At 62.7% G+C, this 17,702-nt stretch carries 20 protein-coding genes and 1 tRNA gene; 6 read left to right on the forward strand and 15 right to left on the reverse strand.

Annotated features, from left to right (window positions below; genetic code table 11):
* Positions 1–24: 24 nt before the first annotated feature.
* Complete coding sequence (gene cutA, locus BLT42_RS02390) at positions 25–357, forward strand: divalent-cation tolerance protein CutA (protein WP_176780214.1); 333 nt, start codon at positions 25–27, stop codon at positions 355–357.
* Between the two features lie 8 nt (positions 358–365).
* Here the strand turns inward: cutA and BLT42_RS02395 are convergent, their stop codons facing one another.
* The 4 genes from BLT42_RS02395 to BLT42_RS02410 form a co-directional block, all read right to left on the reverse strand.
* Positions 366–626 (reverse strand): Asp23/Gls24 family envelope stress response protein, encoded by a 261-nt coding sequence (locus tag BLT42_RS02395; RefSeq protein WP_091766235.1) that lies wholly within the window; start codon positions 624–626, stop codon positions 366–368.
* A 176-nt stretch (positions 627–802) separates the two neighbouring features.
* Positions 803–879 (reverse strand) — tRNA-Met (locus BLT42_RS02400).
* 91 nt (positions 880–970) lie between these two features.
* On the reverse strand, positions 971–3,028 hold the full coding sequence (locus BLT42_RS02405; protein ID WP_091766238.1) for a methyl-accepting chemotaxis protein: 2,058 nt from the start codon (positions 3,026–3,028) through the stop codon (positions 971–973).
* A 133-nt stretch (positions 3,029–3,161) separates the two neighbouring features.
* Entirely contained in the window at positions 3,162–3,449 is a 288-nt protein-coding gene (locus tag BLT42_RS02410) for an energy transducer TonB (RefSeq protein ID WP_233342265.1), read from the reverse strand.
* 400 nt (positions 3,450–3,849) lie between these two features.
* Between BLT42_RS02410 and BLT42_RS02415 the strand changes: the two genes are divergently transcribed.
* Entirely contained in the window at positions 3,850–4,929 is a 1,080-nt protein-coding gene (locus tag BLT42_RS02415; RefSeq protein WP_091766244.1) for an Ldh family oxidoreductase, read from the forward strand.
* Here BLT42_RS02415 and BLT42_RS02420 read toward each other — a convergent pair.
* The 9 genes from BLT42_RS02420 to BLT42_RS02460 form a co-directional block, all read right to left on the reverse strand.
* Positions 4,914–5,396 carry an acyl-CoA thioesterase gene (locus tag BLT42_RS02420; RefSeq protein WP_176780215.1) on the reverse strand — a complete coding sequence of 161 codons (483 nt, stop codon included), beginning with the start codon at positions 5,394–5,396 and terminating at the stop codon, positions 4,914–4,916. The genes BLT42_RS02415 and BLT42_RS02420 overlap by 16 nt on opposite strands.
* An 81-nt stretch (positions 5,397–5,477) precedes the next feature.
* A complete protein-coding gene (lpdA, locus tag BLT42_RS02425; protein ID WP_091766249.1) occupies positions 5,478–6,908 on the reverse strand; it encodes a dihydrolipoyl dehydrogenase in 1,431 nt (476 codons plus the stop codon).
* An 84-nt stretch (positions 6,909–6,992) separates the two neighbouring features.
* Positions 6,993–7,535, reverse strand: coding sequence for a 2'-5' RNA ligase family protein (locus BLT42_RS02430; RefSeq protein WP_091766252.1), 543 nt, complete (start codon positions 7,533–7,535; stop codon positions 6,993–6,995).
* A 99-nt stretch (positions 7,536–7,634) separates the two neighbouring features.
* Positions 7,635–8,234, reverse strand: a complete 600-nt coding sequence (locus BLT42_RS02435) for a hypothetical protein (RefSeq protein ID WP_091766255.1) — start codon at positions 8,232–8,234, stop codon at positions 7,635–7,637.
* A 787-nt stretch (positions 8,235–9,021) separates the two neighbouring features.
* A complete protein-coding gene (locus tag BLT42_RS02440) occupies positions 9,022–9,237 on the reverse strand; it encodes a hypothetical protein (RefSeq protein WP_091766258.1) in 216 nt (71 codons plus the stop codon).
* Positions 9,238–9,331: 94 nt separating this feature from the next.
* Positions 9,332–9,583 (reverse strand): hypothetical protein, encoded by a 252-nt coding sequence (locus BLT42_RS02445; protein ID WP_091766262.1) that lies wholly within the window; start codon positions 9,581–9,583, stop codon positions 9,332–9,334.
* Between the two features lie 87 nt (positions 9,584–9,670).
* Positions 9,671–10,912: a dihydrolipoamide acetyltransferase family protein gene (locus BLT42_RS02450; protein ID WP_091766264.1), complete on the reverse strand. Its 1,242-nt coding sequence runs from the start codon at positions 10,910–10,912 to the stop codon at positions 9,671–9,673.
* A 2-nt stretch (positions 10,913–10,914) separates the two neighbouring features.
* Positions 10,915–11,928, reverse strand: a complete 1,014-nt coding sequence (locus tag BLT42_RS02455) for an alpha-ketoacid dehydrogenase subunit beta (protein WP_091766266.1) — start codon at positions 11,926–11,928, stop codon at positions 10,915–10,917.
* 3 nt (positions 11,929–11,931) lie between these two features.
* Complete coding sequence (locus tag BLT42_RS02460) at positions 11,932–13,161, reverse strand: 3-methyl-2-oxobutanoate dehydrogenase (2-methylpropanoyl-transferring) subunit alpha (RefSeq protein WP_091766268.1); 1,230 nt, start codon at positions 13,159–13,161, stop codon at positions 11,932–11,934.
* Positions 13,162–13,343: 182 nt separating this feature from the next.
* Here BLT42_RS02460 and BLT42_RS02465 point away from each other — a divergent pair, with 182 nt between their 5' ends.
* Positions 13,344–13,823, forward strand: coding sequence for an Lrp/AsnC family transcriptional regulator (locus BLT42_RS02465; RefSeq protein ID WP_091766271.1), 480 nt, complete (start codon positions 13,344–13,346; stop codon positions 13,821–13,823).
* 14 nt (positions 13,824–13,837) lie between these two features.
* On the opposite strand, the gene BLT42_RS02470 is transcribed toward BLT42_RS02465, so the two are convergent.
* Both BLT42_RS02470 and BLT42_RS02475 read right to left on the reverse strand, forming a co-directional pair.
* A complete protein-coding gene (locus BLT42_RS02470; RefSeq protein ID WP_233342266.1) occupies positions 13,838–14,194 on the reverse strand; it encodes a GNAT family N-acetyltransferase in 357 nt (118 codons plus the stop codon).
* 80 nt (positions 14,195–14,274) lie between these two features.
* Positions 14,275–15,462 (reverse strand): thiolase family protein, encoded by a 1,188-nt coding sequence (locus BLT42_RS02475; protein WP_091766276.1) that lies wholly within the window; start codon positions 15,460–15,462, stop codon positions 14,275–14,277.
* Positions 15,463–15,674: 212 nt separating this feature from the next.
* On the opposite strand from BLT42_RS02475, the gene BLT42_RS02480 reads away from it, so the two are divergent.
* The 3 genes from BLT42_RS02480 to BLT42_RS02495 all read left to right on the forward strand — a co-directional run bounded on the left by BLT42_RS02480 (position 15,675) and on the right by BLT42_RS02495 (position 17,638).
* Positions 15,675–16,010 carry a CPBP family glutamic-type intramembrane protease gene (locus tag BLT42_RS02480; RefSeq protein WP_176780216.1) on the forward strand — a complete coding sequence of 112 codons (336 nt, stop codon included), beginning with the start codon at positions 15,675–15,677 and terminating at the stop codon, positions 16,008–16,010.
* Positions 16,011–16,149: 139 nt separating this feature from the next.
* On the forward strand, positions 16,150–16,920 hold the full coding sequence (locus BLT42_RS14930) for a hypothetical protein (RefSeq protein ID WP_143024019.1): 771 nt from the start codon (positions 16,150–16,152) through the stop codon (positions 16,918–16,920).
* A gap of 25 nt (positions 16,921–16,945) precedes the next feature.
* Positions 16,946–17,638: a DUF2589 domain-containing protein gene (locus BLT42_RS02495; protein ID WP_091766288.1), complete on the forward strand. Its 693-nt coding sequence runs from the start codon at positions 16,946–16,948 to the stop codon at positions 17,636–17,638.
* Positions 17,639–17,702 lie beyond the last annotated feature (64 nt).

Genomic DNA, 17,702 nt, shown 5'->3' on the forward strand with positions numbered 1-17,702 from the left:
TAATCGCGTGAGCAAGGGATGGCCATGAGCAAGTATCGCTGGATCTACACCACCTGGCCCGATGCGGCCCTCGCCAGGGCGGCCGGGCAAACCCTCGTGGAAGAGGGCTTGTGTGCCTGCGCCAATATCCTGCCGGGGATGACCAGCGTCTATCGCTGGCAGGGCGCGGTCGAGACGGCGAGCGAGGCCGTCATGATCCTCAAGACCAATGCCGCAGAAGCGCCGCACGCCATCAAGCGTCTCGTCACGCTCCACCCCTATGAGGAGCCTTGCGCAGTGGGGCTGGACATTGATGAAGCGGCGTCCGCGCCCGCCTTCCTCGCCTGGATAGACGCGGCCGTCAGCAAGAACACCTGAGCCGGATCTCAGAGTTCGGGATCGTGGTCGATCACGGCCTCATGGGCCGATTCGTCAAAGCCGCGACGGCGCCCGATGATCAGAACAGCCGAGAGAACCGCGCCAAGGATGATCGAGAAGACAACACCCAAACCCAGCGCGAACCAGCCATGGCTGCTCATGTGGATGGCTGGCAAGTCACCATAGCCCAGCACGAGAAAGGCGGTCAGGGCGATAAGAACGATGGCGACGAGGCCGAGCAGAAGCTTGTTGGACAGGATAGTGGACATGACAATGACCCTCAAATTCAGTGTCAGTCTACGCCCTTCGCCGCCGAAGTCATCCCGATCTGGCCAACCGCGCTTAAATGTCACGGGTCCACCAGGGCTCCGGTGCCCGGCTCAGTGCTCGTCTGAACATGTTGGATTTGCCGGTCCGTGCTGCTGTACGCCCGGACGAAAAAATATGGTAGCGGGAGGGAGACTTGAACTCCCGACCTCAAGATTATGAGTCCTGCGCTCTAACCAGCTGAGCTACCCCGCCACACCCTCTGCAAGCAGAGAGGCACGCCGTATACGCGGACCGCCCGCAGCTGACAAGCCACGGGCGGTCCCTGATTTCAGTTGTCTGCAGATCAGGCCGAACGCACCTCGGTGAGGAATTGCTCGACGGAGGTTTTCAGGCTGCCCGACTGGCGTGAAACAGCCAGTGATGCCTCGAGAACCTCACCGGCGCTTTCACCGGTTTCCGAGGTCGCACGATCGACTTCCTGGATATTGGCAAACACATCACGCGTGCCATCGGCAGCTTCCTGCGCCGAACGGGTAATTTCGCCGGCTGCAGCGCGCTGCTCTTCCATCGCCGCAGCGATGGCCGTCGCGATTTCGCTCATCTCGTGAATCGTCCCGCCGATTGAGGACATCGCCTCGACCGCCTTGGAGGTGGCGCTCTGAATGCCGGAAATGTGCTCGGAAATATTCTGCGTCGCGGCCCCGGTCTGACTGGCCAGCGCCTTCACTTCGGAGGCCACCACCGCAAAGCCCTTGCCGGCCTCACCGGCGCGAGCCGCTTCGATGGTGGCGTTCAGCGCGAGGAGATTGGTCTGCTCGGCGATGTCATTGATCAGGCCGACAATGTCATCAATGCTCTTGGCGGCATCATCGAGACGCTGGACGTCGCCATTGGTGCGTTCGACCTGGTCGACGGCGCTGCCGGCGATCTGGGTTGAGCGGGCGATCTGCTGGCTGATCTCGCCAATGGACGACACCATTTCCTCGGCTGCGGCGGCCACGGTCTGCACGTTTTGCGACGCGCCTTCCGAAGCATGCGCCACGGCAGCGGACTTGCCGGTCGTGGCGGCGGCTGTGGAACTCATGGTGCGGGCGGCGGATTCCATCTGGTTGGCTGCCGCGCTGACCTGACCGATGGCGTCGGCGGAGGCTTCCTCGAAGGCCTGGATCAGGCTCTCCACCGCCGCAGCACGCTTCTCCTTCATCCGGCGTTCTTCCAGGGTCTCAGCTTCCAGCCGGGTGCGTTCGATGGCATTCTGGCGGAAAACATCAACCGAGCGCGCCATGTCACCGATCTCGTCATTGCCCGGCGTGAAGCCCAGATTGACGTCACTATTGCCCTCGGCGAGGGCGCGCATGGTGCGGGCCATGGCGCTGATGCGCTTGAGCAGGGTCATGTGGACGTAGAACCAGCCGATACCGGCTGCGATACCCAGACCGATCGCGGCAATTGCGATCAGCACGACGCGACCGGTAACCACGGCGGAATTGGCGGCATAGGTCGCGGTATCGACCCGCTGGGCGACTTGTTGCTTGAAGGCGCTGACATGCGTGACAAGCGCTGACGCGGCAATGCGGGCCTCGGCTGCGAAAACCTCGGCTTGCGCGATCGCGGCCAGCTCGGCCTTGCGCAATTCAAAGACGCCGGTCGCACCGTCACCATAGCCAATCAGGATGTCGGCCTGGTCGCGGACCAGCGGTGAGGCCGGGCGTTCGAGCAGTGCCAGATTGATATCGAGCTCACCGGCCGCTTCGTCATACCGGTCATAGATGGCGTCGATCTCGGCGTCGGAGGCAGCGATATCAAGTTCATTATACTGGATGAGGAGCTGGTTGGCAGCGAGCAGGGCGCGAAGCAGGCTTTCGACATCGCCCTCTTCGCTATTGTCGAGCGCGGTCTCGATACTGCTGGCCAGGCTGACCCGGCCCTGACGCGCCAGATTTGTCGTATCTCGGCGTTGATTGCGGACCGTGAGGCGGCGATCGACGGACGTATTCATCCCCTCGACCATGCCGGACAATTCAGCGACTGCCTCGTTCAGGATCGTCAGATCACCACCATCGGAGAGGACGCGAAGCGCTTCCAGTTGTGGCGACAAATCATTGCGAAGCTCGACGGCGCGTTCGAAGTTTTCTACGCGGGCGTCGGAAGTCGACGACAAGGCGAGCTCCTGCAGCACGGCACTGAGGCCCTGACTGGCTTCGCTGAGCGCATCGACGGCGAGCGTCTCGGGGATGGCGCGACTGGTGATCTGGCTGACCGCCAAATTGGTCGAGTTGAAGCCCGTGACACCCACCACAGCAGCCACGAGCGTCATCACGGATGACAGAGCGAAGGCGGCCAAGAGACGAAACTTGACGCTGGAGGTTTTCTCTCCAAGTCCGGCGAGTAGGGAGTTCATTGGCTTGGCACCTTATGGTTAATGGCCTCGGGCATAAAATTACAGGCGACGCTAACGCGCCGCCCGTAAATGAAACCTTATTTTCTGGCCGATCGCAGGAATCTTTTGTCCGCTAACCGGGCCTCCCGGGTCATTACCCGCCCAGGCTGAAATCGAAACGCTGGACCAGGCCCTCGGTCGAGGCCTCGGCTGGCGCATAGCTCCAGCCTTCAATCGCGTTCAGGACGGCGCGATCAAACACACCTTCCGGCTGTGCCTCGACGACCGTCGGATTTTCGACAGTGCCGTCAGGCGACACGGTATATTCGACAACGGCATAACCCTCGACGCCGCGACGCTCGGCGCCACGCGGATAGTCCGGAGCCTCAACGCTCGTACGTTCGCGATCTTGAGCGAGCGCTGGAGCGGCTGAAAAAGCCATGGCGGACATTGCGACCGCCAGGATCATTGTTCCCGTTTTATACATTGACTTACCCTTCATCCATTTTTGGCGTGCGCCGCCCGGAATTTTTCCCGTGTTCGACGCGGTGTTTTAACGTCCGGCTCAGCAATTGCCCGGCATGAGGGACAATGACGCATACCAGTTGCCAAACGCTTAAGTAGCGGGGGAAAATTTGAGGCAGTGCTGGTTTTTTTCTTGTTTCAATCGAAAACAAAATTTACTTCACGCGGGGCCTGAACGGCATACGTGTGTCCGGCTTTGCGGATGACACGCCCCGTTCAAGGCCGGAATATTCACAGCACACGTGACCGGCTATGGTCCCGGTCGGACCGGCCCTATGATAGCCGTCGCGAATCCCTGACCGCTGAAGTGAGACCGTATGAAGACCAGCGATATCCGCCTGCCCGCCCAGGATGCGACCGAGTACTGTACCGCCCTCCTGCGCGCCGCCGGAACCCGGTCCGATGATGCCCGGACCGTCGCAAGCCATCTGGTGGCCGCCAGTCTGGCCGGGCATGACAGCAACGGGATCGGTCTCCTGCCCGCCTGGCTTGACCAGCTCGACCGGGGCTTCATCAATCTCGGCAGCTGCGAGCGCGACCTGACCGAGACCGCGATCATTCTGCGCACCGATGCCGATGGCGGCTGGGGCGCGCCTGCCGCGACACGCCTGATCGAGCGGGCCGGCGCCAAGGCGCTAGAGCACGGGCTGGCCGCGGCTACGCTGGGCCATGTCCATGATCTCGGCCGCATCGGGGCTTATGGCGAGCAGGCGGCAGCGGCGGGGCTGGCGGCGCTCATCTTCGTCAACATCACCGGCCAGGCGCCCGTCATGGCGCCCTTTCATGGCTCTGATGCCCGGCTGGGCACGGACCCGATCTGCATCGCCTTCCCCGCCACAGCACATCGCTCCAGCTTCGTGCTCGACATGGCCACCAGCCGCATCTCGCTCGGCCGGCTCAAGATTGCCGCCGCGCGCGGCCAGGACATCCCGCCCGGTTCGCTGATCAATGAGCATGGCATGCCGACGACCGATCCATCGGGCATGAGCGAACCGGTCCGCCGCGGCGCCCTCACCCCGATGGGCCGCCACAAGGGCTATGGCCTCGCCCTGGCCTGCGAACTGCTTGGCGGTGTGTTGTCCGGTGGCGGCACGATCCAGCCGGAGCATCCGCGCGAGGGGGCTGTGCGCAACGGGATGTTCGCCATGCTGATCAATCCGGCGATGTTCGGCGAAGCCGGCTGGATGGAGCATGAAATCGAGGCGCTGGCGAAATACGCGCTCGCCTCACCGCCGATGGATTGGGACAGTCCGGTGCTCTATCCGGGCGACCCGGAGCGGGCCCTGCGCGGCAAGCGCCTGCGGGACGGGATTCCGGTCACGGCCGAGCTGGTTGAGCAGCTCAATGAGGCCGCGGCAGAAAAGGGCATCGATCTCAGGCTTCAGCCCGGCACCTGAAACAGATCCAGCACATCGCGGCCAATCCGCATCGGACGGCGCGTCGCACGGTTGATGCGGCACCATTCCGTCACCGCGCGGGCGGAGAAGCGTTTGGCACCGGGTTTGCGGATATCGACATGGCGGTCGAAGCGCGGCCCGCGGACTTCGCCGAGCCAGGTGCGGATCTCGGCGCTCTCGCCCGGCAGGATCGGATCGCGATACTCGATCGTGTGCTTGAGCGCGATCCAGACCTCGGCCTCGATCATCTCCGGCGTTGCGACCGCGTGCCAGTGGGTGACGGCCATATCCTGCACCCAGCGCAGATAGACGACATTATTGACATGGCCGAGCTCGTCGAAATCGCCAGCCTGCGGCGTGATCTGGCGCACCAGCGCTGTCTCGAAGGAGACACAGCCTAGCCCCTCGCCCTCGGGCGCATTTTCCAGCGGCGCGATCACGCCAAAACCTGCTGACCCGTTCGTCATTCCACCCACACCTTCTCGCAAGGCCCTATCCATACGCGCCTGACATCCCGGATGTGAAGTGTATGGTCGGTATGCGCCAGCCTATTTCTTCGGTGCCGAGATATGGATCGGATGGCCCAGCGCCGTCAGCACACTTTCGGCGAAGCCTTCGGTCAGGGTCGGGTGGACGTGGATGGTGCCGGCAATGTCTTCCAGGCGTGCGCCCATCTCGATCGCCAGGGCGAACTCGCCCGAGAGCTCGGAGACATGGGTGCCGACGGCATGGATGCCGAGGATGACGTGATCACTCTCGCGCGCCGTGACGCGGACGAAACCGCCATCAGCCCCGGCTTCCATCGAGAGATAGCGCCCGGAGGCGGCGAGCGGGAATTTGCCGGTGATGATGTCTTCACCCTTGGCCTTGGCTTCGTCCGGCGTCATGCCAACGCCGACGATTTCCGGCTCGGTGAAGCAGACGGCGGCAATCGAGACCGGATCGAATACCCGGCGGTGACCGGCGACCAGTTCGGCCACCATCTCGCCCTGGGCCGTCGCCTTGTGGGCCAGCAGCGGTTCGCCGATCACATCGCCGATCGCCCAGACGCCGCGCATGCCGGTGCGGCATTGATCATCGACCTTGATGAAACGGCCATCGACCAGTTCGATCCCCATCGTCTCGACACCCCAGCCATCCAGGCAGGCCTTGCGGCCAACGGCGACCAGGATCTTGTCGGCTTCGATGCGCTGGGCCGCGCCCTTGGCATCTTCGTATTCGAGGAAGGTCTTGGAGCCCTCGGCGACGACGCCCTTGGCCTTGCAGGACAGGTTCACATCGACCTTGTGCTTCTTCAGCCACATGGTGATCGGGCGGGTGATTTCCTTGTCATAGATCGGCAGGATGGCCGGCGCCGCCTCGATGAAGGTGACCTTCGAGCCGAGCTTGCGCATCGCAATGCCGAGCTCCAGACCGATATAGCCGGCGCCGACAACGACGAGTTTTTCCGGCAGCTCGGTCAGATCGAGCGCCTGGGTCGAACCGATCACGGTGTCGCCAAACGGCAGGAAGGGCAGTTCAACCTCGACCGAGCCGGTGGCGATGACGACATTCTCGGCATTGATCTCGATCTGGCTGCCATCTTCGAGATCGACAATACAGGTCTTGGCGCCGGTGAATTTGGCCCAGCCGGAGATGTGTTCGGCACCCGCCGCCTTGAGCAACTGGGCGACGCCGCCGGTCAGCTTGGTGACGATACCGTCCTTCCAGCCTTTCAGCTTGCCCATGTCGAGTGTGGGGGCGGAGGCGAGGGAAATTCCCAGCGCATCGCCGCCGGCATGTTCGCCCATATCCTCGAATTTGCTCGCCGCGTGGATGATTGCCTTGGAGGGGATACAGCCGCGATTGAGGCAGGTGCCGCCGAGACCGTCCTTGTCGACGATCACGACATCGAGCCCGAGCTGGCCGGCGCGGATCGCTGCGGGATACCCGCCAGGGCCACCACCGACAATGAGAAGCTGGCAATTGCGTTGTTTCATCGGGAAGGCTCCATCACGGCGGCACAAATCATCAGCCGGGATTTAGCTGCTCGGCGGACAAAGGGAAAGGGCCGCACTGTCGCCTCAGCGCTCGCGCCCCAGGGGCACGCGCTCGAGCAGCTTCACCCGATCGCCCTTATAGCGGATGATCTGTACCGCACTGGCCCGGCAGTGGATCGACAGGCCGGCTTCATTGATCTCCGCCACGCGCGCCTTCGAGACCGCCGGCTCTGCGCCGCGTCCGATGGTAAGATGAGGTATTCCGGACGGGCCGGCCGGCCGCTCGGCTGACAGGGCGCCGGCATGGAGCTGATCCTGCAAGGCGCTCAATGCTTCACGGCCAATCGTCGGAACCAGCCATTCCATCGCCGCCTCAGCCTCGGTATCGAGGTGCGAAACCGCCTTGTCCAGCACGATATCGAAGGGTTGCTGCCCGGCCAGACGCGCGTGGATTTCGCGGGTGAAATCGCCCGGCTTCCAGCCGCTGACGGGAGAGACGAGCGTGATATGCGGCAGGACCCGGTCGGCCAGCACGCCATCATGCTCGCGCCGCCAGATCTGGATCTGCTGATAATCCGCCAGCGCAAATTCCGGGCAGACAAGGGCGAGCAGCGTTTCGGCGGGCATGTGGGCGTTCCAATCCTGATGGCGAAGACGCGAAAAATATACCTGTCCCTGTTTTCCCTGTCCCTGTTATCCCTGTCCCTGTTATCCCTGTCCCTGTTTTCACTCCGCCGCCGGACACTCGGCCCGCACCGCATCGAGCAGGCGTGAATTCACCCATTCGCCGGTTTCAGGATCGCGGACGCGCCCGATCCGGCCCCAGTGATCGGCGCTGAATTGCTCGAAATGAATGTCCCGCTCCGCGACTTCCGGATAGACCTGCCACAGCCAGAGATGACCGTCGTCGCGCACTTCCTGATGCAGCTCACGCACTTCATTATTGGTCGTGTAGTGCCAGGCCGTCTTCCACAGACCGGCAGCCTCGTCATAGATCCGCACATTGATGCCGACGCCGGATTCCGGCCGATAGCCGTAGCCGGGATCGAACCATTCATCGATGATGGCGCGTCCATCCATTCCGTAATAGCCGTTCCAGCGCGCCGAATAGAGCGGCTCGCCCCAGGCGCCCGCCTCGGCATCCCAATTGCGCACCGCGACATCGAAATCGCCGATCATGAAGGCAAACTGGCTGAATGCCTCAGGCATGTCGGCGTGCGGCGCGCCATAATCACCGCAACGGACCGTACCCTCGCCGGTGACCTGCGCCTGGGCCGGCGCGGCGACCGCTGCCGCGATCAGGAGTGTAGCTGCCAAATATTTCATCGATCATTCCCCTCTGCTGCAAAGAGTATAACCGCTGCACCGCGCTGTGCCTGCCCAACGATTGCGTGATCGCGCCCGCACCAAAATCTCCACGCGGTTTGCCGCTGGAGGGATGAGGCGTTCCCATCGAGATGGGAGGGTGCGGGACGCCGGCGAATGCCGGTAACCGGTATTTGAGTATTCGCGTGACATTCGTGACGTCCCGCACGTGCAGTTTTCCCGTGGCGTCTCCACCGCCGTTTCCAATCCAATCAGGTATTCGGGTCGGTCGTTTAGTGCCGTCAGACCTGAAAGGACGCCCTGCCAGTGCTCAGGTTGTCACCCCTTCGCCCGGACAGGCTGCACGCTCCCGTTCGCCGCGAATGACTGAGCTCACGCCTCCCGTGCGACCGGAACAGCTGGATTATGGGCGCAGATTTGGGGGGCGGGGATAAACTGACCCAATAATCGTCCTTCCAGCGCAGGCTGGAACCCAGCTCGTAGAGCGGAAACGGACGAAAAAATGGCGCTCACTCAAATAGATATCGGCGCGTGAATCTGTGCCCCAACCTGCAATGGGGTGACGATAAATTGTGGCCTTGATGGGGGATAAGCCGCAATCCCTGGTCCCGTCGCGCCCGTCATCCTCACCAGCTCCGCCCCGGACTGCGTCCGGCGCACCTCTTCCATCAAGGAAGAGGAAGGAGACTATCAAGGCGGGAGGACATGACGCCCTCCTCTTCCTTGATGGAAGAGGTGGCCACGAAGCGGTCGGAGCTGGTGACGGCCTCGCGAATCCGTTGCCGAGCTACCCCGCGTCAGCCTTCACCGCCGCCGCCGGCAAGAAGGCCCGCACCGTCTGCACCAGCACCACAATGCCAAATCCGCCAAAAATAATCATCGGCAAATCATGCGCGGCAATGCCGAGAGAATTGCGAAAGAACATCAGTGCGAACACGACAACGCCCCAGGCGGCAACGCCGTCACGCAACATCGAGGCAAGGCGGGCGAGACGTTTGGGCATGGGCGCTCCTTCGTATTCGTGCGGCCAATCAAGCCTCACCGGACGAGCCGGGTCAAGCGCCACTGTCTTGCTGCGATGCCCGCCATCGCGCCGGTCAGGATGCCTTGCGAGACAGATGGATCAGTGGCGCGACCGTGACGGCCACGAAAATGAGGAAGCAGGCTCCGAGCGACCATGGGAGCCAGGCCTTCCCGGCCAAAAAGACAAGAACGGACAGCGATGTGAGCAGCAGCAAACCCAGGCCATAGGCCAGAATGACCTGCAGTGCTGCGCGCTCCGCCCGCACCAGATCCGGCGGGATCGGCCGGCGTGGCTCCGGCGGGATGCTGATTGGTTTTCGTCTCATGATGCGACGCTAGCGCGATCAAGGCCTGGCGGCATCAGGGATTGCCCCGGCCCGAATCCCGTTCGGGATCCCGGCCGGGCACAAAGCCTACATAAACAACGTCGCCGGGTTCTCCAGCAGGCCCTTGACGCGCTGGATCAACATGGCGGCGTCATAGCCATCGACGATGCGGTGATCGAAGCAGGAGGAGAGATTCATCAGCTTGCGGGCAACGACCTGGCCCTTGGCGTCGAAGCGCGGCAGCTCCTGCATCTTGTTGACGCCGATGATGGCGACTTCCGGGGCATTGAGGATGGGCGTCGTGACCAGACCGCCAATGGCGCCGAGCGAAGTGATGGTGATGGTTGAACCGGTCAGCTCGTCCTTGGACGCCTTGCCGGCCTTGGCAGCGGCGCCGAGACGGGCCAGCTCGGCGGCGATCTGCCAGATATCGAGCGCTTCGGCATGCTTGATCACCGGCACCATGAGACCATTGGGCGTCGCCGCGGCAATCCCGCAATGCACGCCCTGATATTTGGTCAGCAACATCGCCTCGCCGTCGAAATGGGCATTGGCCTGCGGCGTGTCCGGCAGGGCCTTGGTCAGGGCCATGACGAGGAAGGGAATGAAGGTCAGCTTGGTCTGGTCGTCAGACTTTTTGCTATTGAGATGGGCGCGAAGCTCTTCCAGCGCCGTGACGTCGATTTCCTCGACATAGGCGATGGAAGGGATGGTGCGCTGGGCATGCGACATGTTTTCGGAAATGCGCCGGCGCAGGCCGATCAGCTTTTCCTCGGTAATGCCCGTGCGCGGGGCCCGCAGGGCCGAACCGCCGCCGGAATGGGCAACGAGACGCCCGCCCGAGGCGATGAAGTCATCAAGATCATCATGGGTGATGCGGCCGGCCGGACCGGTGCCGGGCACGGCAGCCAGTTCGATTTCCGCGTCCAGCGCGCGCTTGCGCACAGCCGGACTGGCCAGGGCACGCTCGCCAACCGGGCGCGAGGCGACAGCGGGCGCCGGCGTCGGCTTGGCGGTCTCGACCACAGGGGCTGGCGCCGTCTCGTCGATCTCGACCTTGGGCGCGGCCTCCTCGGCCGGCACGGCACCATCAACGGCAATGAACATGATCTCGGTGCCGACCGCGATGATGTCGCCCGGCGCGCCGACCAGTTTGGAGACCGTGCCATTCACGGCACAGGGGATCTCGACGGTGGCCTTGTCCGTCATCACGTCGAGGACATGCTGGTCCTCGGTGACGGTGTCGCCAACCTTCACATGCCATTCAACGATTTCGGCCTCGACAATACCCTCGCCGACATCGGGCATCTTGTAGCGGTATTCGCTCATGATCAGGCCTCCAGAACTTCACGCATCGCGTTGATGAAACGCTTCGGACCGGGGAAATAGGACCATTCATGCGCATGCGGATAGGGCGTATCCCAGCCGGTGACGCGCTTGATCGGGGCCTCGAGGGCAAAGAAACAGTCTTCCTGGATCTGAGCCGCCAGCTCGGCGCCGAAGCCCGAAGTGCGCGGCGCTTCCTGGGCAACGATACAGCGCCCGGTCTTGTTGACCGAAGCGGCGATGGTTTCGATGTCGTAGGGGATCAGGGTGCGCAGATCGATGATCTCGGCATCAATGCCCGACTGCTCCGCCGCCGCCAGGGCGACATGGACCAGCGTGCCATAGGTGACGATCGTCATCGCCGAACCTTCACGCACAACATCCGCCTTGCCGATTGGCAGGGTGTAATGATCCTCGGGAACCTCGCCCTTGGGATGCTTGCCCCAGGCTTCCAGCGCCTTGCCGGCACCGCCGTCGAAGGGGCCGTTATACAGGCGTTTCGGCTCGAAGAAGATGACCGGGTCCGGGCTCTCGATCGCGGCGATCAGCAGCCCCTTGGCGTCATAGGGGTTGGACGGCATCACGACCTGGATGCCGGGAATATGGGTGAAGAAGGCTTCCGGACTCATCGAATGGGTCTGGCCGCCGCGGATGCCGCCGCCGCTTGGCGTGCGGATCACGACCGGTGCGGTGAAGGTGCCGGCGGTGCGATAGCGCAGGCGCGACAATTCGGAGACGATCTGGTCGAAGCCCGGGAAAATATAGTCGGAGAACTGGATCTCGGCGACGGGCTTGAGGCCATTGGCGGCCATGCCGATCGCCATCGCGACGATCGCGGCCTCATTGATCGGCGCGTCGAAACACCGGTCGAGACCGTATTTCTCCTGCAGGCCTGCGGTCACGCGGAAGACGCCGCCGAAATAACCGGCGTCCTCACCGAAGGCGAGCACATTGGCGTCGCGCTCCATCATGTTGTCCATGGCCGAATTGAGGGCCTGGATCATGTTCATCTTGCTCATGACCTATACCCCCAGATCGCGGCGTTGACGGCGCAGGCGCCAATCGGGTTCGGCATAGACATCCTCGAACATGGTCTGTACCGGCGATAGCGGGCCGTCATGCAGTGTGCCGAAGGTCTCGGCTTCCTTGTAGGAGGCGATCACCAGCTGATCGAGTTCCTTCTCAAGCGCCGCATGACGTTCCTCATCCCATTCACCCAGACCGATGAGATGATTCTTCAGGCGCTCGACCGGATCGCCAAGCGGCCAGGCATCGGCCTCGCCCTTGGGCCGGTAGCCGGACGGGTCGTCGGAGGTGGAGTGTGCGTCGGCGCGATAGGTATAGCTTTCGATCACCGTGGCACCATGACCGGCACGGGCGCGCTCGGCGGCCCATTTCGTGGCGGCGTAGACAGCGAGGAAGTCATTGCCGTCAATGCGAAGCGAGGCGAGGCCATAGCCAATACCCTTGAGCGCAAAGGTTTCGCTGGCACCGGCGGCCATGCCCTGGAAGGTCGAGATTGCCCACTGGTTATTGACGATATTGAGGATGACCGGCGCGCGATAGGTCGAGGCCAGGACGAGCGCGCCATGGAAATCGCCCTCGGCGGAGGAGCCGTCGCCGATCCAGCTCGCCGTGATCCGGCTTTCGCCCTTGAACTGGCACGCCATCGCATAACCCACCGCTTGCGGGAATTGCGTCGTCAGATTGCCCGAGATCGAGAAGAAGTCACCCTCGGCCCAGGTGTAATGGACCGGCAATTGGCGGCCCTTGAGATTGTCACGGCTATTGGAAATGCAATGACACATCATGTCCACGATATCGCGGCCGCGCGCGAACAGAATGCCCTGCTGGCGATAGGAGGGGAAAACCATGTCGGTCTTCTCGAGCGCCATCGCGGCAGCGACGGCAACGGCCTCCTCGCCCATGGATTTCATGTAGAAACTCATCTTGCCCTGGCGCTGCAGCTTCTGCATGCGCTCGTCATAGACGCGGGTCAGCACCATATGGCGCAAGCCCTCGCGCATGATCTCGGGCTCGAGCTTGGGGTCCCACTCGCCGACCGCCTGGTGGTTATGGTCAAGCACCCGTACCAGGCCGAGGGCCAGGTCGAGGGTTTCACTTCCGGCGATCGAGACATCGGGACGCCGGGCCGTACCAGCCGGCGGAATCTCGATATGGGAGAAATCAGGCGTGTCGCCAGGGCGCACATGCGGCGCCGGGACGTGAAATCGGGGATCAGTGTGTGCCATGAGCTCTCGCTGAAAACATCGGCAAAACCTGCCAGGAAATACATGCGCACGACCAAGCGTGTGCGAGGGCGTCTAACGCGGAAACGTCCACCTTGTCTACTACTGGAACAAGGTGCCATTTCCGAGTTGGTTTTCGCGGAAATGTAGACTAATTTCCTCCAAATACTGAATTTGAGGGAAAAATGCTCGCAAACCTTGATCTGATTGACGTCCGCATTCTCGAAGCCCTGCAGGAAGACGCAGGCCGCTCGGTTGCCGACATCGCCGAAATCGTGGGGCTGACCCCCTCCCCTTGCTGGCGCCGGATCCGGCGACTGGAAACCGATGGCATCATCAAGCGGCGCTCGGTCGAGCTCGACCGCCGCGCCCTCGGCCTCATGTTTACCGCCTATCTCGAGGTAAAGATATCACCGGCGCGCAAGGCCAATTACGTCAAGTTCGAGAAGGCCGTCCAGAGCTTCCCCGAAGTGACCGAGGCCTGCATGATGACCGGCCCCTATGACTATCTGGTCAAGGTCGTGATGGCCGATATCGACGCCTATAACGAGTTCATTTCCGAACGCATGATTCCGCTCGATATCGTCGGCGATTTCCGCACCTCGGTTCAGGTGCGCAATATCAAGGACAGCAAGGGCCTGCCCCTGGGCCATATCCAGGGGTGACAACGAACCGGCGCCTAGCGCAGCCGCTGCATGCCGGGGCCGAAATCCCGGCTGGGACGGGCTTCAAAGCCAAGCTCTGAATAGAAGCGCTCGCGCCCCTTCGCGCACATCAACATGACATGGGCAGCCGGGAAATCCGCGTCGATTCGCGCCAGCAGGCGCTGCATCATCCGCGTGCCCAGGCCGCTGCCGCGAAGCTCCGGTGCGATGATGGCATCCTGGACATAGAGATAGAGCGGATCGCCAATCGCGCGCAGGAAGCCGGCGATACGGCCCTGCGCATCATGGGCGGTGATCGCCAGCAGGCAGCCGTCGAGCGCTGCTGCGGCCAGTTCCGGAGACAACTCGCCCCAGCCACAGGCCGCCCGCATTGCAATAAAATCAGCAACCGGCGGCGGACGGTCCTCAAACCGGATTGCGTCCACCGCCTGGTCGCTGTCATGGGGCAAGGCTAGAGCCGCTCGATCGCAACAGCGGTCGCTTCGCCGCCGCCAATGCAGAGCGAGGCAACGCCCTTGGTCTTGCCGTGCTTTTCGAGCGCGGCGATCAGGGTGACGATGACGCGCGCGCCGGAAGCACCGATCGGGTGGCCCAGCGCACAGGCACCGCCATTGACGTTGACCTTGTCATGGCTGAGGCCGAGCTCTTTCATCGCAATCATTGGCACGACAGCGAAAGCCTCGTTGATTTCCCACAGATCGACATCCTCGATGGCCCAGCCGGCACGCTCGACAACCTTGCGCATGGCGGGCACCGGAGCGGTGGTGAAATAGGCCGGCTCATGGGCATGGGCTGCCGTGGCAACGATGCGCGCGAGCGGTTTGAGTCCACGGCGTTCGGCTTCCGATTTGCGCATCAGCACCAGGGCGGCCGCGCCGTCGGAAATGCCCGAAGCATTGGCGGCCGTGACGGTGCCGTCCTTGCTGAAGGCCGGACGCAGGGAGGGAATCTTGTCCGGCATGGCGCGGCGCGGCAGCTCATCGGTATCAACCACGACATCCCCCTTGCGGGTGGTCAGCGTGACCGGTGTGATTTCGCGCTTGAAATCGCCATCCTTGGTCGCGCGCTGGGCGCGGGCCAGGGTTTCCAGCGCATAGGCATCCTGCTGCTCGCGCGTGAATTGGTGTTCCTGGGCAATCATGTCGGCATAGACGCCCATCGGCTTTTTCTCATAGGCATCTTCAAGCCCGTCCTGGGCCATGTGATCCTTGAGCACGTCATGGCCATATTTATAGCCGGCGCGGTGCGTCGGCAGCATGTGCGGCGCATTGCTCATCGATTCCATGCCGCCGGCGACGATGATGTCGGCATCGCCGGACATGATCGCCGAACGGCCCATGATCGCGGCCTGCATGCCCGAGCCACACATCTTGTTCAGCGTGGTCGCCTCGACGGATTTGGGCAGACCGCCCTTGATCCCCGCCTGGCGCGCCGGGGCCTGGCCCTGACCGGCCTGGAGCACATTGCCCATCAGGATCTGATCGACATCTTCGCCGGCCACGCCGGCCTCTTCCATCGCGGCCTTGACTGCAATGGCGCCGAGTTCATTGGCCGACAGCGTCGTCAGCTCGCCGAGCAGGCCACCCATCGGGGTACGCGCCATGCCGACAATGACGATTGGATCATCAACTGCACTCATCTGAAGTCTCCTCAGGGGCGGGATCATGTGTAATTCTGGCGCGCATGATGAAAACATGCGGCACCGCGTCAAGTCTTTTCGCAGATGCAACATTGGCATTGCGGACTCGGCCCGGCCGCCCAGCCTGTCTGGAAGCCCTGTCCCTGCTCACTGTTTTGACGGTTTTCGCGCTCACCGCCGGCTCCGGAGCGCATCTATTCACATTTGCATCGATGACTGACTGGCCCGGACTGATCGGCCTCGCCCTGATCGCCATCATCATTCCCGCGCTGGGCGAGGAGATGGTGTTCCGTGTCCTGCTCGCAGGCCGGCGCGGCCGATGGCGGGCGGGGGCCGCTCTGGCGCTCTTCGTCCTCTGGCACCCGGCCCAGCTCTGGCTCGGCCTGCCCATGGCCCAGCCCGTCTTCGCCAACCCCGCCTTCCTCGCCATCACCGCAGCGCTTGGCCTCGCCTGCACGATCAGCTGGCGCCGCTCGGGTTCGGTCTGGCCAGCCGCGGCGATGCACTGGGCCCTTGTGGTGATGTGGAAGGGGCTGGCGGGCGGTTAGGCGCAGGACGGGCGACCTTCATCATGCCGCGCCTTGCGCCACCCTGCAGCCTTCAGAACCGGCCGGACCGGCTGTCTCACAAAGCCTCGTCGCGGCTTATGTCTTTGGCCGACCTCCAGAATCCCTTGATAGTATTTGATTGGATTATGGGCTAAGGTTGTATGGAAAGGTGGGTGGTAAGATGCTTGACATCAGCGACCTCATCGCCGCCGTCCAGGAAGCGGTCAGCGAAGCCGCAGAGCAGGTTCACCAGAAGAACCTTGCCCTGCTCGACTATTATTTTGAGCCCGCCGAAAGCGACCCCGGACCCGACGGCCTTGGCCGGGACCATGACCGTGACCATGACGGGGATCGTGATCGGGACCGGGAAAAACACGCCCACCATCTCGCGCGCGATCCTGGCGAACCGGGGCGGAGCCAACCCCGATTGCCGCCTGCATCATTCGCGAGATCCCTTCACGCGGCCCCGGCACGAATGGAGGCGTCAGTCGCAGGCGCGGCCGCGGCGGCAGCCCGCGGCATTCCGCCGGGTCGTGAGCCTCCCGGTGGCGGCGAAAAAGATGACGGGGACGGCCCACGCGGACCGATCAAGCCGAAGATGACGATCGTGCGTTACCCGGTCATGACTGAGAACGGGCCAACGACCCATGATGTCTGGGTGCCGCTGATTTCACTTCTGCCGCAATCCCAGCTCGCACTGAAAGAGTTGAGGCTCAAACTCAAGGTCGAACCCACCGAAGGTGGCAAGGGTCTGCGTCTGGCGTTTCCCGGACGACGCAGCTGGTTCACGCCCGCCCGGGAAGAATACGGCGAGGTCGAAATCGTCATCGAAGGCACCCAGACGCCTGCGGGACGCTCAGAACTCATCGAAGGTTACACCAAAGGACTGAGATCACAGATACCCGGATAAAATCAAACCCTAGGGGAGAAATCTCATGGCATCCGAAGACCTTATTTCAATGGCCCAGGCCTTTTCCGGCCTGCCGATGGATCAGCTCATCGGCGTCCCATTGATCGAAGCGTGCCGCGCCAATAACCGCATGGCCCTCGCACAGACCAAATACATCCTCGATACCGGTTTCCAGCAAACGACAAATAGCGATGGCGATACCGTCTACACGCCGATCGAGATCACGCTCGATCTGAAACGGCCAATCATCACCGACATCCCGCTACTGGACAGCAATGACGAAGCGGAATTGGACGGTGACGGCAACCCGATCATGACCAAGGGGATCAGCACTGCGGAGACCACGGTAGTCTTGCCGCTGATTTCCGCCATCCCGGTAGCCCTGATCGGGGTCGATTTCGTCCGGATCAGTTTCGACATGGAGGTCAAATCCTCCTATGCGCGCGACACCACCCAGTCCGAGAAGACGGACTACTCCGCCGCCGCCTCCCTGGAGGCGAAATTCGGCTTTGGTGGTTTTTCCGCGAAAATCACCGGCAGCGTCTCCTATCACTCGGAAAAATCCTCTGAGCAGAAGGAGCAGTATTCCAAGAGTAATAGCGCGCGCTATAATGTCGAAGTCACCGCGAAACAGCAGGCCCTTCCCCAGGGCCTCGCCGTGCTGCTCGAAGCCTTCGCCAGGAATGTCGGCCCCTATGAGGCCGCCGCGCCGGCCTGAGGCATCTGAACACGGTTGACCGGACCCGGCCCGACAAGTGCCGGGTCCGGTTTGCACGGAAGAC

This window comes from Maricaulis salignorans (genome assembly GCF_900103475.1).
Lineage (GTDB): Bacteria > Pseudomonadota > Alphaproteobacteria > Caulobacterales > Maricaulaceae > Maricaulis > Maricaulis salignorans.